Source organism: Paenibacillus sp. VMFN-D1 (genome assembly GCF_003386155.1).
GTDB classification, from domain to species: domain Bacteria; phylum Bacillota; class Bacilli; order Paenibacillales; family Paenibacillaceae; genus Paenibacillus_AQ; species Paenibacillus_AQ favisporus.
In genome coordinates this window covers 119958-134025 of the sequence record NZ_QRDU01000007.1, presented here as the reverse complement: position 1 = coordinate 134025, position 14068 = coordinate 119958, and the positions used below count along the sequence as shown (strand labels likewise).

The 14068-nt window shown below is 54.9% G+C and carries 10 protein-coding genes and 1 riboswitch; of the genes, 1 reads left to right on the top strand and 9 read right to left on the bottom strand.

Features of this window, described 5'->3' with window-relative positions; translation table 11 throughout:
- Nucleotides 1-612: 612 nt before the first annotated feature.
- From C7820_RS31230 to C7820_RS31205, 6 genes are all read right to left on the bottom strand, one after another.
- Nucleotides 613-1983, bottom strand: coding sequence for an NCS2 family permease (locus C7820_RS31230; RefSeq protein ID WP_116234354.1), 1371 nt, complete (start codon nt 1981-1983; stop codon nt 613-615).
- A gap of 156 nt (nt 1984-2139) precedes the next feature.
- Nucleotides 2140-2239, bottom strand: a riboswitch (purine riboswitch).
- 339 nt (nt 2240-2578) lie between these two features.
- Nucleotides 2579-4117: a glutamine-hydrolyzing GMP synthase gene (gene guaA, locus C7820_RS31225; RefSeq protein WP_116234353.1), complete on the bottom strand. Its 1539-nt coding sequence runs from the start codon at nt 4115-4117 to the stop codon at nt 2579-2581.
- A 78-nt stretch (nt 4118-4195) separates the two neighbouring features.
- Nucleotides 4196-6412 carry a transglutaminase-like domain-containing protein gene (locus C7820_RS31220; RefSeq protein WP_116234352.1) on the bottom strand — a complete coding sequence of 739 codons (2217 nt, stop codon included), beginning with the start codon at nt 6410-6412 and terminating at the stop codon, nt 4196-4198.
- Nucleotides 6413-7726, bottom strand: coding sequence for a DUF58 domain-containing protein (locus C7820_RS31215; protein WP_116234351.1), 1314 nt, complete (start codon nt 7724-7726; stop codon nt 6413-6415).
- Nucleotides 7723-8706, bottom strand: a complete 984-nt coding sequence (locus C7820_RS31210) for an AAA family ATPase (protein WP_116234350.1) — start codon at nt 8704-8706, stop codon at nt 7723-7725. The genes C7820_RS31215 and C7820_RS31210 overlap by 4 nt, the downstream gene beginning before the upstream one ends.
- 167 nt (nt 8707-8873) lie before the next feature.
- On the bottom strand, nt 8874-10211 hold the full coding sequence (locus tag C7820_RS31205) for a polysaccharide deacetylase family protein (protein WP_258875613.1): 1338 nt from the start codon (nt 10209-10211) through the stop codon (nt 8874-8876).
- Between the two features lie 207 nt (nt 10212-10418).
- Between C7820_RS31205 and C7820_RS31200 the strand changes: the two genes are divergently transcribed.
- Entirely contained in the window at nt 10419-11045 is a 627-nt protein-coding gene (locus tag C7820_RS31200; RefSeq protein WP_116234349.1) for a DedA family protein, read from the top strand.
- 148 nt (nt 11046-11193) lie between these two features.
- Here the strand turns inward: C7820_RS31200 and C7820_RS31195 are convergent, their stop codons facing one another.
- The 3 genes from C7820_RS31195 to bcp form a co-directional block, all read right to left on the bottom strand.
- The gene (locus C7820_RS31195) at nt 11194-12705 is read right to left on the bottom strand and encodes a DHA2 family efflux MFS transporter permease subunit (RefSeq protein WP_116234348.1); all 1512 of its coding nucleotides are present in this window, start codon (nt 12703-12705) and stop codon (nt 11194-11196) included.
- The gene (locus C7820_RS31190; protein WP_181909255.1) at nt 12698-13153 is read right to left on the bottom strand and encodes a MarR family winged helix-turn-helix transcriptional regulator; all 456 of its coding nucleotides are present in this window, start codon (nt 13151-13153) and stop codon (nt 12698-12700) included. The genes C7820_RS31195 and C7820_RS31190 overlap by 8 nt, the downstream gene beginning before the upstream one ends.
- Before the next feature lie 304 nt (nt 13154-13457).
- Complete coding sequence (bcp, locus tag C7820_RS31185; protein WP_116234346.1) at nt 13458-13916, bottom strand: thioredoxin-dependent thiol peroxidase; 459 nt, start codon at nt 13914-13916, stop codon at nt 13458-13460.
- Nucleotides 13917-14068: the final 152 nt, after the last annotated feature.

Below are 14068 nucleotides of genomic sequence, written 5' to 3'. Positions count from 1 at the left end.
TGAATCTGACGAGATTGATTTAATCTCAATCGCTCCGGTCATAAGACCTTCGCGTTTATACTCACTCGTTGTTCAGTTTTCAAAGATCAAACTTCATTTCGTTACCACTCAGTGTTTCAGCAGCAACTCTTATATTATATCAAGTCCGACTCAGTATTGCAAGCTTTTTTTAAATCGTTTTTTCAGGCTTGCTGTCCAACGCTTAAAGCGATGTTTTCTTGGCCGGAATTAGAATATACCATGTTTATAACTCTATTGCAAGCTTTTTCGACAAAAAATTTATATCCCCGTATATTCCGTTCCTCTGGTTCTAATCGTGGCACGCTGCATACCATGCATAACCTTCATATATACTATCAAACGTCTACCCTGTCTCCAAGCACGTCTTAACGGTTAGAGTAACTTCCCTCCTTATCAGGGTGCGCCTGCTCACTCGAGCAACAGGGATCCACACAGCATTCCCCAATAATTTTCTACAACATTATATATTCCCCACATCCTCACATTTCTTTGCGTTATATATAGATACTTTTCAATTTGCCAAAAGTAAAAAAGCCCTCATCCGCTCCATAGCGGACAAGGGCAAATCATTCAACTCATCAATTCCTTAACTTACTCGGCACCGAGGAATGCGAACCGGCACACCACGATGATGGCCAGCACCCACATCAGCCAGTGAACCTTCTCTTTGCGCTTGCCGAAGATGTTGGAGAAAACCGCAAGAATCACATAGGACAGGATCCCTGCCGAAATCCCGTTGGCTATCCCGCCGGAGAACGGCATCAGTACGATGGTCAGGAAAGCCGGGAAAGCTTCAAAAAAGTCGTCCCACTCGATGTGCCGAACCTGGCTCATCATCAGCACCCCGACGATGATCAGTGCCGGCGCGGTAGCTGCCGAAGGAACCACCAGCGCGAGCGGAGCGATGAACAGGGACAGCAGGAACAGTACGCCTGTCGTAATAGCAGTCAAGCCTGTGCGTCCGCCTTCCTCAACGCCTGCCGTGCTTTCCACGAAAGAAGTGATCGTGCTCGTACCCAGAACGGCACCGGCGCTGACGCCGACCGCATCGACGAGCATCGCTTTACCGACGATTTTCTCGCCTTTCTCTTTATCCTTCATGATGCCCATCCGGGTCGTCGTACCCACGAGTGTTCCAAAGGTGTCAAACAGCTCCACAAACGTGAAAATAAAGACGATATCGAACAAGCCAATGTGCAGTGCGCCTTTCAGATCGAGATCTCCGACAGCCAGGTTGGAGAACGAAGGCAGCCAGTTGGCATGGGACAAGCCGCTGAGGTCCGTCACGCCCATTGGAATGCCGATCAGCGTCGTTACGATAATGCCGATCAGGAGCGCCCCTCTTACTTTCAACACCATCAGAATGGCGATAATCAAAAGTCCGATCAAAGCAAGCAGCGCATCTTTATGTGTAAAGAAATCGCTTAGTGCCAGGTTGAAGCTTCCGCCGCCAATCGGCTTGCTGATATCGGTACCGGCGTTCACGGTGATTGAGATCAGGTTGGCGAGCTTGAAGCCGATGATGGAGACGAACAGGCCGATACCAACCGTAATAGCGGTTTTAATGTTTTTCGGAACGGCGACCATCAGCATTTGCCGGACGCGCGTTACCGTCAGAATGATAAAAATAATACCTGAAATAAATACGGCGCCCAAAGCAGCCTGCCAGGTAATTTGACCATTGGATCCAAGCACGACGGTCATAAAATAAGCATTCAGACCCATACCCGGCGCCAAGGCGATCGGGATATTGACAAACAATCCCATCAGGATGGTAACGAGGCCCGCGCCGACTGCGGTGGCGAAAAACACGCCTTCATGAGGGATACCCGCACCGTCCGGCCCGAGAAACAGATTGTTGACGAACAGGATGTACGCCATCGCCATAAACGTCGTGAGACCGGCGATCATTTCTGTTTTTACATTTGTGCCGCGTTCCTTTAATTTAAAGAACCGTTCCATTTTCAAATAATCCCCCTTAGAAATTTGAGTCAGAACGACAAAAAAGCCCGGCAGACCGCAAAGCGACCACCGGACATTATGAATGAAAGAAAGAGATATCCCGCCAGCATCAGCTTGGACTTACCATGGTCAAGGCAAGCTGCGCTGCGAGTTGGACATCATCTCTTCTAAATTCGTAGCCAGATCATTACGGTGATCTCGTAGAGACTCCCGGGCCAATTCCCGGGATTATACGAAAGAACATATGTCGTTTCTCACATCATTCATTGTATGGAGACAAGCTTCACTTGTCAACAGAAAAAACGAATAATCAAGAGTGTGACATGATTCAATGTTCGGAAATTTACATATTTCTCCCATGGAACGATGGCGCCTTATACAGTTTTCTCTAACTAGATAGATTGAACTAAAGTTTTGCATTGAACTTCCTGTTATAAAGGCCCACTGCGGCCCTGTAACGTTCTTTTCTTTAGTTCATTCTATATAGGGCTTAGCTTTTGGAATCGACCCGGAAATTATGTAGAAAATGAAAAAAAGACCCGCACCTGCCTAAGCAGATACGGATCTTGAACCTTGAAAAGGATAACGATTAACCTTACTCCCACTCGATCGTGGCCGGCGGCTTGGAGGTAATATCGTACACGATGCGGTTAACGTTCTCCACCTCGTTGACGATACGCACCGAAATTTTCTCCAATACGTCCCACGGAATGCGGGCCCAGTCGGCAGTCATGCCGTCGATCGAGGTTACCGCGCGGATGCCGACGGTGTACGAATACGTACGTGCGTCACCCATGACGCCCACACTTTTCATGTTCGGCAATGCCGTGAAGTACTGCCAAATTTCCCGGTCAAGCCCGGCTTTGGCGATTTCTTCGCGCAAAATGTAGTCGGAATCCCGAACGATCGTCAGCTTCTCTTCCGTCACTTCGCCCAGCACGCGAATCGCAAGGCCCGGACCCGGGAAAGGCTGGCGATGAACGATTTCTTCAGGCAGACCGCATTCCTCGCCGACTTTGCGGACCTCGTCCTTAAAGAGCGTTTTGAGCGGCTCGATCAGCTTAAATTTCATATCCTCAGGAAGGCCGCCCACATTGTGGTGCGATTTGATCGTCTGAGCCGTTGCCGTTCCGCTCTCGACGATATCCGTGTACAGCGTTCCTTGCGCCAGGAAGGCAAAGTCGTCAAAACGCGCAGACTCTTCCTCAAACACGTAAATGAATTCGTTGCCGATGATTTTCCGTTTTTGTTCGGGATCGTCCACGCCGGCCAGCTTGGACAAGAAACGCTCGCGGGCGTCGATTTTGACAACCTTCATATCGAATTTGCCTACAAAGGTATCCATTACGCTCTCGGCTTCGCCCTTGCGCAGCAGGCCGTGGTCGATAAACATACAGGTCAGCTGATCGCCGATCGCCTTGTGGATCAGCATCGCAACGACGGAGGAATCCACGCCGCCGCTCAGCGCGCACAGCACTTTCTGGTCACCGACGGTTTCGCGGATTTCCCGAACCTGATCCTCGATAAAGGATTCCATCGTCCAGTTGCCCTCGCAGCCGCAAACTTCATAAAGGAAGTTGCGGATCATTTCGTTGCCGTGCACGGAGTGACGTACTTCCGGATGGAACTGCACCGCGTACAGCTTCTTCTCGCCATGGCTCATCGCCGCGATCGGAGCCGACTCCGTACCCGCGTCGAGCTGGAAGCCGGACGGAAGCTCAACGACATGGTCCCCGTGGCTCATCCATACGACCTGACGGTTGTCCAATCCTTGGGTAAGCGTCGTGTTCGGTTTAAACTCAAGCTCTGCTTTTCCGTACTCGCGTTTGTGCGCGCGCTCCACTTTGCCGCCGAGCTGCTGCGCCATCATCTGCATGCCGTAGCAAATGCCGAAGATCGGCAGCCCCAAATCGTACACAGCCGGGTCTACATGGGGTGCGTCTTCCGCATACACGCTCAGCGGTCCACCGGAGAACACGATACCCTTCGGGTTCAGCTCCCGGATCTTCTCGATCGGCGTGTTAAAAGGCAAGAGCTCGCTATATACTCCCAGATCGCGGATGCGTCTTGCGATTAATTGGTTATATTGTCCCCCGAAATCGAGGACAACGATGATTTCATTTGGCTTATTCATTACCGTGCCTCCCTCAATTAATGAAATCAATTATACGCAACGATAATTCATACCGTCAAGGAAGCCGCAGCACCTAAGTTATGCCAGCCTGCCGGCGATCAAAAGGCATCTTCGCAGGAAAGCGCTCCCTTGGCTGCGGCTTACGGGAACCTGACCATAAGCTATCTTTTCCCATTCCGCGGCAAAATCGTACATTTCTTTGCGCATCATTTCATCATCGACCTGTAGGGACTGCACGTATTCCCGAACGGTGGCCCCCGGCGGAGCCGCGCCATAGCGGCGAGTAATGCCCTTCCAGGCCGGAAGCGCCGCCCGGAGCAGCTGCTCCTTGCCCGGAAAGGTCCGCCGCGATAAATACACCAGGCACCACAGCCAAATCAGGCCGCGATACATCCAGGCGCAGCGGACGGCGGCGGCCAGCAGCAGAGCGGTGGCAGCTGCTCCAACCGCGATCCACGCATGCATGGCTATAAAAGACGCGATCCCGAGCGTGATGTTCTTCAACGGTAGGGCGTGGCGAACCCAGTCCCAAGTCCCCCCTGAATGGACGTCCTGTGCCTGGACCGTTCCACTGTCGGAAGGCAGCGCAAATCCAGGTGTCGGGTCGAACGGAATCCAGCCGGAGTCGGGGAAATATACCTCGACCCAGGCGTGAGCGTCGCCTTCGCTGATTTGATAGCGTCCCGGGTGGCCGCTGTCCTCTTTTCCCGGGGCAAATCCCCTGACATACCTTGTTGGAATTCCCTCGCTTCGCAGCAGTACCGCCATAGCGGTCGAAAAGTGGTTGCAGTATCCTTTCCTTGTCGTAAACAGGAAGTCATCCACAAAGTCCTCACCTTGGGGCGGGACGCGGGTATCCATCGTGTAGGCGTAGTAGGTTTTCAAATAGTCCTCCACCGCGACGACCGCGTCATATCGAGTGAGCGACGCCGACGTAATTCGGTCCGCCAGCTGCTTCACGCGTTCGGGCAGCTTGTCCGGCAGCTGAAGGTATTCGTCCTTCACCCGCGCCGGATCCGCGCCTGCATCTTCCCGCAGCACCTGAGGATCCACGGCGGGAATGTCCGCCTTGATCCGGTAGCCGTTCACCTCCGGCACGCCCGAAATCAGCGGTACCTTGACCGTTCCCGCATCTTCGTCGGCGATCACGGTCAGGGACACCGATTTCCGGCTCGACTCCAGGTCGAGCACCTCGGCGATCGGGCCGCCGGCAAAGAGAGGGAAGCTCTCGGTCATGGGCCGGCTGAACATGATTTGCTGAGTAACGGTCCGGTACTCGGCCATCGGAGCGGCCGGCTCCTCTGCTTCCGGGTCCGAGCCTTCAGGCCGGACCGCACCCGGAATGAACAGGGTGCGGGAATTTGCCTCCTGGCCGGTCCATTTACGGCCGTCATAGATGCTGAGCGTTTCCCCGCGCCAATATGTAGGGACGGGGCTCTCCGCTTCAAAATAGAGCCGGCCCCCTTGGCTCAGAGGCATTCCCATGTCCTGATCGTCCCCGCTCAGGTTGTAGCCCGTCACGGCTGCGGCTGAGGCGTCGCCGTAATTGTCACGGATCCAGGATTCCAGCCGGCCGGCCGCCTGCTCCAAGGATAACCTCCCCGGAGGCTTGGCCTCGGCCGCATATCCCAGTCCCCAGCTGCCGCCGAGGACCAGGAGGGACAGCAGACTGAGCGACACGATCCAGGTGCCGTACACCTTGCCGCCAAACCTCCCCGACGTATCGCTCTGGCGCAGTGCGGACAGATGCAGCATCCCTTGAAGCAGCAGCAGCAAACCGCAGGTGCGGATCATATCGGCGTAAATATGGATGCCAAGCAGCGTCTCAAGGCATATCAGGTAGAGCAAGGTGGCCGCGGCGAACAAAAAAATGCTGCGCCGCGAAAGGGCGAGCGATTGCACGGAATAAACCAATAAGGACCAGCCGACGATCAAAACCAGCGTCCGGGTCTCCGAGCTGGTCTCGGCAAAGTGCCCGGTGGACAGCAGCAGCAGAATATCATCACGGCATTGCGATATCCAGGAAATCAGCCAGCTAAAGGGCTGACCCTCTCCGGAAACGTTATACCAAGCGGTGCCGACCAGCAGGAAGTACACCGGGAGGGTCAACGTCCACCTCGCCAGCAGGGTTCCCCACAGCAGCAGAAGTGCTGTCAGCCATAACAGTGTCGTCATAAATCCGTCGTCCGTGGAACCCGTCAGCGGCCGGAGCGGAATAAGCCATTCGGCGAACAGCCCCATAAAGGGCAGAGAGATGATGAGTCTGTACAGAAGCGGATCCGTACGCTCTTCCATCTATACCACCCCCTCTCCGGGGAAGTTCGACTCCACGTGACCGACGCGGGATACACGGCCGCCGTGCACGATAAATACGCCAGCCCCCAGACGCGAAAGCAGCGCCGCCCGGCGGAACAGGCCGGGGTCGTGAACCGCCGCAGCGTACGATGCCGAATCGCTGCTGTCGTTTCTTTCCGCGGCGCCTGCGCAATAGATATCCACATATCCCCCGGAGGAGATGATCCCGGATACGGCGCGGAGCAGCTCGTCGGTCAGATAACCGGTGACGACGGCCGTTCTTTGGCCTTTCAAGTTCCCGGCAGCTTCCTGAAGCTGTGCAGGCAGCGGCATGCCGCCGGCCAACGTCAGTCCCGACAAGGCTGCGAGCATGCCGGTGACCTCTTGCCCGGTCTCCTGCCTTAACGCAGGGCCGGGTCCTCCGGCTTTTCCCGGCACATCGACACGGAGCCCGGAGCCGAGCAGCACCGCCTTCTCGCCGGCACGACCGGCTTCAACGAGCAGCCCTGCCGCCGTCGATACGGCGGTCTCGAACCCCCGCTGCGCGGCCTCGCCGCTGACGTCGCCTGCCCGAGCGCCGGCCGGCATATAACCGCTGAAGGAGCGGTCGATCATGACCGCGTAAGAGGAATGCTGCGCCTCCTCCGGCAGGCTCGTATGCAGGCGGCCCCACCGGGCCAGGTGCTTCCAATGGATACGGTTCGGCGGATCCCCCGGAACGTATTCCCGCACCTCCATCCCCTTCATACCGTCCGCAAACCGGGGAGGCCGGACACTGGCCTCTTCACTGGAAGACAGCGAAGCCGCCGGCCGGCATTCCTGTCCGACGGGCAGCGGCTCCGGCAGCACGATAAACCGGCCTTCTCCCTTAACGACCTTCCTTCCCTGGAACCAGCCGAACAAGCCGCCCCATTCCAGCGCACAAGCTTCAAACCCGTAATGCCCCCGCGGAAGAGCGGGAATCTCATAGCGATACGTTAAAGAGCGCCGAAATCCCGGGAAGAGCACACGCCGGAAGCTCCCGCCGGTATAATAATCCTCCACAGCCACCCAGGGGAGGGGCAGCGGTGAGCGGAAATGAATCCGCATCGTCACGGGCACGGCCTCCCCCGACGGAATCAGGCTTTGGGGCAAGCTGCGTTCCACCCGGATTTGCCGGGGGCCGAGCAGCTGAACCAGCATGCCGCCGGCCAGCACCAGGCAGGTCACAAACATCATGAACCATAAGGCCTCGCCTCCGTGCAGCCGGTACATGGCCACCAGACCGCCCAGCACGGCCAGCCCGATCCCCCATTCGAGGACCCGCCGCATCATAAGCGGCCTCCTTTGCGGGAGTGAACGGGCAGCACCAGCTGCTGCAGCAGCTCCCGGACCAGCTCCTCGCCGCTGGCCCCTGCAAGAAGCGCGGCATGGTTCAGCATCAGCCGGTGGGCGAGGACCGGCACGGCGGTATCCTTGATGTCATCCGGGATGACATAAGAGCGGCCGGCCATATAGGCCGAAGCCTGGGATGCGTTCATCCAGGCCAGCGTCCCCCGCGGGCTGATGCCGAGCTGGACGTTCGGATGTCGGCGCGAGGCGTCGGCCACCTGGACGAGGGCCAGCTTGATGGACTCGTCTACGAAGACGCCGCGGACGGCGCGCTGCATGTTCGCCATTTCTTCCGCCAGCATGACCGGCTTTATGGCGTCCAGCGGATGCTCCAGCTGCATTCGCGTCAGCAGCTCCACCTCTTGAGCCGGCTCCGGATACCCCAGGCTCAGCCGCATCATGAACCGGTCCATCTGCGCCTCAGGCAGGCGGTAAGTCCCTTCGAAATGAAGCGGGTTTTGCGTCGCCAGCAGCAGAAACGGGCGTGGAAGCGTATAGGTGGTGCCGTCCACGGTCACCTTCCGCTCTTCCATCGCCTCGAGCAGGGCGGATTGGGTCCGGGGCGAAGCCCGGTTGATTTCGTCCGCCAGCACAATATTGGAGAGAACCGGCCCGGGCCGGAACTCAAAGCTGCCGCTGTGCGGATGGTATATCGAAGTGCCCGTTACGTCGCCGGGCATCAAATCGTATGTGAACTGGATCCGGCCGAACGTGCAGCCAAGGCAAGCGGCAATGGCCCGGACCAGCATCGTTTTGCCTACCCCCGGAACATCCTCCAACAGAATGTGGCCGCCGCTAAGCATGGATATTAGGGCAAGGCGTATTTCCTTTTCTTTACCAACGATAACGGATCCGACGCGCGATAAGACGCGGTTCAATAATTCCGGGGCAACATCATCATGAAACACCGATGGAGTCGACAAAGTAACAACCTCCGTTTCCAATCATGGCTTGTTCCCGACAAAACAGGGAATCTATCAATATTCTCTCCATGTAGAAAAGGAAGTAGACCTGCCGCACCGGCTCATTTTTTAAGAGTGATGAAATCCTCTGCAAAAATCGTAGATTCGCTCCATTGGGCATCCGACCGTTAAAATACCGTGACCCGACGCTCCTCTTCATTAACCGATGCCGTGATTCCGGCATAGCCGGAAGCTTCAAACAAGCTGCGCAGAGGTACCCACAGCGATCCATTGACCGTCAGCACCTGCAGCGTCGCCCTAGAGATCACCTGATTGCCCTCCACCGCCTCCAGCCTGCCCGTATCCGCATGGATCCGCAGCGAAACCGCGGCATCCACCGACAAGGAGGCGACCCAGGCCGCCCCGGCCGAATCCCAGGCCGTACTGCCCCCAATCCGCTCGGTCAGCGCGCGCAAAGGCACCATGTAATGTCCGTCAACGATGCTGTACTCGCCGTTATCCAGCGTGGTCTCGAGCCCGCCGACATCCAGGCGGAGCGGTTTGCCAGGCTCAAACAATGCGGCATTCTGCGCGATATGCGACTGGATCCAGGCGGCGCTTGGCGCGCTTCGCTTCAGTCCGCGGGCTGCGGCATTTACTTTAAATTGAACCGGCGGGTCTTGCGGTGACAACACACCGAACTGATATCCGCGGGCCTTGTACCAGTTAATAATTTGCGGGAGGGCCTTTACGCTTTCCGAATGTCCGGGACCGTCATGCATGAGAAGTACTACCTTGCCCCCCGGAACGTCCGTGGTTGCACCTTTCAAGATCTCTGCAGCCGGGACATCACGCCGCTTGGAATCGCCGCTGTCCACGTTCCAATCCGTCACGACGTACCCTGCCTGCTGCAGCAGTTTAAAGTACGTGTCGTCAAAATGCCCCGCCGTTCCCCCGGGGGCCCTGACCAGCTGCGGCCTTTCTCCCGTAATCAGGCGTATCTCCTCTTCGGTATCTTTGATTTGGTCCCAGAACGCAGGAAAAGATTGATAGAGTTCGGTATAATTATGGTCATATGTATGATTGCCGATGGCATGACCTTCCTCGTAGATCCGCGAAATGAGCTGCGGATATTTCTTTACCTGCTCACCGAGAACAAAGAAGGTTGCACCAATCTTGTTTTTCTTTAAAATATCCAGCACCTGGCCCGTTAAATCGCTGGGGCCGTCGTCAAAGGTCAGATATACCGTTTTAGGGCTGACCGGAGCGGGTTTCTTCGTCGTATTGGAGGCTAGCAGCCCCGCTTGGCCCACATGGACCGGATCGGTTTGCCGTCCGATGACAGCAGAACTCTTTTCGCTTGCAGATTCATTGTCCGGAGCCGTTTTGACCGCATTCTGAACCAAGGGCGTCAAAGGCTGAAGCAAGGTTCGCCCTTCCCAGACGCTTGCGCAGAATATGATAGCCATCACCGCCAAAACGACCCCGATCGATCCCAGAACAACGCTGAATGTCTTCTTCACCATGTACCTTCTACCTCCACTATTTCTATGAGTTCTGCTTTCTGGTAGATTATATGGTGAGAGAAGCGGAAATAGACTTAAGGAAAGCCGAATCTTTCAAGAGCTTAATCATCCTTGCTTCCGGATGGCATTCCATCGGAGTCCGTTGTAACTCGTTGGAGTCCGGTTGTGTGATCTTTGGGGCCCGACCTGAATTGGAGTGAAAACCTTTTGGAATTGTTAAAATGGATACATTTGATGTTCGAGCAGTACGGCTACCTCGTGCTGTTTCTCGGACTGGCGTTGGAATTTATCGCTCTCCCCTTCCCAGGTGAGACGACGATGGCCTATGCGGGCTTCCTGTCTTACGACGGCATGCTTCATTACGGGTGGCTGCTGATCGTTGCGTTTGCCGGAACGACCCTGGGGATGACCATTACATACTTTATCGGCCTCAAGGCAGGCCTTCCTTTTCTCCAGCGCTACGGCAAATGGTTCCTGCTCTCCGAGCATAAACTGGAACGGGCCAGCCGCTGGTTTAACAAATACGGACAAAGCCTGGTCTTTATCGGATATTTCATCCCCGGCGTCCGCCATTTTACCGGCTACTTCGCCGGCATGATCGCCCTGCCCTTCCGCAAATTCGCGTTGTTCGCGTACAGCGGCGCACTGCTCTGGGTCATCCTGTTTATCAGCATCGGCAAAATATTTGGGCCGCAGTGGAAGTTCGCTTTTCACCTGGTGGAAAAGTACTCCTTCTGGATCGTCGGCGCTGTCATTATCGCTGTTGTCGGGTTTCTGCTCTACCGTTACCGCAAAAAAATGCGCTCGCTGCTGTCCAAACTGCATGTCAGCTGACATGCCGGGCAGTGAACGTCCGCGGCGAGGAAGCGATGAGCTCCGTCCAGTGGCGCTTCCCCTGCCTCGTTGCCACAAATAAAAAAGACGCACGCTGCATGAAATGCAGTGCGCGTCTTTTCTTTTACATCCTAAAAATATAAGCTCATTAACCCTCCGCGTTTGCGGTGCTGACGCTTTGTCCTTGAAGCTCGTTCTTGAGCTCGGTGTGCGGCTTCGTTCTCTTGATGAAGAAAGCGAGAGCCAGCGCGGCAACACTCAGCCAAGTGGCCACGATGAACGCATAGTTAATGCCGTGAACCATCGAATCGGCGGTCAGCTTTGCCATAGCGGCTTTGTCGGCCGGATTGACCGTACCCCCGGCAAGAACGTCCTTGACATGACTCTTCGTCTTATTCGTCATGACCGTCACCAGGATCGCCGTACCGATCGAGCCCGAAATCGTACGCAGCGTGTTGGACATCGCCGTACCATGGGCGTTCATGTTCCGCGGCAGCTGGTTGAGACCTGCGGTCTGGATCGGCATCATCAGCATCGACATACCGAACATCCGAATCGTATAAATGACGATCAGATGAGTGTACGATGTTTCAACCGTCAAACGGCTGAATTCATAGGTCATGATCACCGTGATGATCAAGCCGACGACGGCCAGCCATCTTGCCCCGATTTTATCAAAGACCGCGCCGGTAATAGGAGACATGATCCCCATCAGAATCGCGCCGGGCAGCATCATGAGGCCCGATTCGAGCGGCGTGAAGCCGCGGATGTTCTGCAGGAAGATCGGCATCAGGATCATGCCCGCGTACATCGCCATCGTGATAATGACGTTAATGATCGTCGTCAGCGTAAACATATTGTATTTAAAAATCCGGAACTCCAGCATCGGAATCTTGGATACGAGCTGGCGCCATACAAAGAGGATCAGACCTACCGCGCCGACAATCAGCGTGGCGATAACGGTCGCGCTTCCCCATCCGTCGGTACCCGCGTCACTGAAGCCATAGAGCAGGCCGCCGAAGCCGATGGTCGACAGAACCACCGACAGGAAGTCGAATTTCGGTTTGGTCACGCTCGTTACGTTCTTCAAGAAAAATACGCCGATTAATGTGGAGATGATCGCTACCGGCAGGATGATGTAGAACAGAACCCGCCAGGAGTGATGTTCAACGATGTACCCCGACAACGTCGGTCCGATAGCCGGAGCCAGGATCATGGCGATCCCCATCATGCCCATCGCAGAGCCCCGTTTTTCGATCGGGAAAATGTTCAGGAACACGACGGTCATCAGCGGCATCAGAATGCCTGCGCCAGCCGCCTGAATGACGCGTCCGGTCATAAGTATCCCAAAATTGGGTGATATCGCGCATATCAGCGTCCCCAGCGAAAACATCGTCATCGCCGAAATAAACAGCTGGCGGGTTGTAAACCGCGCGATCAAAAAGGCCGATACCGGAATCAATACGCCGTTAACCAGCATGAAGCCGGTCGTAAGCCATTGGCCTGTCGTCGGCTGAATGCCCAAATCGTCCATAATTTTGGGCAGGGCGATATTCATCAAGGTCTGATTCAAAAATGCCACGAATGCGCCGAGGAGCAGTGCGGCAATGATCGGCCCTTTCCGGATATGCTCCATAGATTGAGCTTGACTGCTATTCATAATTACTTTCTCTCTCTCCCTTTTGGCTGAAAATCTGAATAATTTGCTGGTGTGTCGCTAGTAAATGGCTTCTGTCCTCCTGTTTGATCTGTAAAAGAGGCAGCAGGCAGCCCATGCTGACTTGCTCGGTCTGCTGTCTAAGTTCATCTCCCTTCTCAGTTATCCGCAGCGCGATCGACCGCCGGTCCGTCTGGAGCCGTCTGCGTTCAACGAGCCCGGCCTTGACGAGCCGGTTGACAACCCCGCTGGTGGCGCTGTTCCCCATAAGAATTAAATCTGCCAGCTCGGAGAGTCCGATGTCCGGATGCTCGCGGAGCGTGTGCAGGACAAGATATTGAATCCAGGTGGTCTCAAGAGCATCGGCATGCTTCCAGAAGATTTGGTAAAACGTGAGATTGACCTGGCGAAAAGAGTACAACAGCTCGAGAATTTCTTCTTGAGGACCCAAAATCATTCTTCACCCTGTTTCTATTTCCATCTCTTAATATTTCGCATACGAATTATTTTAAAACCAACATGTTTACGTGTCAATAAAAACATAAGAATAAATTTACATATATTTTTGCAATCCATTTTCAAAAATATCCCCGAAATTTACCGGAATCGCTTTCATTAGAAGAGCGGTACCCGGAGCGGCTGCAGACCAAAACTGGGCCCCCGAACCATTCCGGGCAGCCCAGCTCCTATTCAATGCTTTACTTCCTATAGTTATGATCATGCGTTTTAATATTTGTACGGCGAGCTACATAAAATTAAAGGACTGACACGACGTCGCCGGCATGGCCCGCCACCCGAAGCTTCCGCCATTCCTTGATGAGTCTTCCCTCTTCATCGATCAGGAACGTCGAACGGACGACGCCCCAGAACTCGCGCCCGTACATTTTCTTCAGCTGCCATACGCCGTACAATTCACTCACATGATGGTCCTTGTCGGACAGCAAAGGAAACGGCAGACTATATTTCTCGGCAAATTTGCCATGGGATTTAAGCTCGTCCGGGCTGATCGCAAGCACGACCGCGCCTTTCGCTTCAATCTGAGGAAGTGCGTCGCGGAAATCGCAGGCTTCCTGCGTGCACGCGGGCGTATTGTCCTTCGGGTAAAAATACAGCACCACCTTGCGTCCCCTAAAGCTGCTGAGGGTGATCTCCTCCCCTGTAGAAGCTGGAAGGGTAAAATCGGGAACGATGTCTCCAACTGCAAATTGTGTCATATGTATCACTTTCTCCTTTCAGAGGCCAAGCACTGCATCTATATAAATTGAACACTTTCGTTCATTTTATCTTGGTGAAATGCTTTCCAGAATGTAAAATTGATTGTATTGTCAAAAAAAATTATAATAAATGAATCCTTACTCTACAAATG

Excerpts from the sequence above, each read along its gene's own strand:
- C7820_RS31230 (WP_116234354.1), bottom strand. The coding sequence starts at position 1,983 with ATGGAACGGTTCTTTAAATTAAAGGAACGCGGCACAAATGTAAAAACA.
- guaA (WP_116234353.1), bottom strand. The coding sequence starts at position 4,117 with ATGAATAAGCCAAATGAAATCATCGTTGTCCTCGATTTCGGGGGACAA.
- C7820_RS31220 (WP_116234352.1), bottom strand. The coding sequence starts at position 6,412 with ATGGAAGAGCGTACGGATCCGCTTCTGTACAGACTCATCATCTCTCTG.
- C7820_RS31215 (WP_116234351.1), bottom strand. The coding sequence starts at position 7,726 with ATGATGCGGCGGGTCCTCGAATGGGGGATCGGGCTGGCCGTGCTGGGC.
- C7820_RS31205 (WP_258875613.1), bottom strand. The coding sequence starts at position 10,211 with ATGGTGAAGAAGACATTCAGCGTTGTTCTGGGATCGATCGGGGTCGTT.
- C7820_RS31195 (WP_116234348.1), bottom strand. The coding sequence starts at position 12,705 with ATGAATAGCAGTCAAGCTCAATCTATGGAGCATATCCGGAAAGGGCCG.
- bcp (WP_116234346.1), bottom strand. The coding sequence starts at position 13,916 with ATGACACAATTTGCAGTTGGAGACATCGTTCCCGATTTTACCCTTCCA.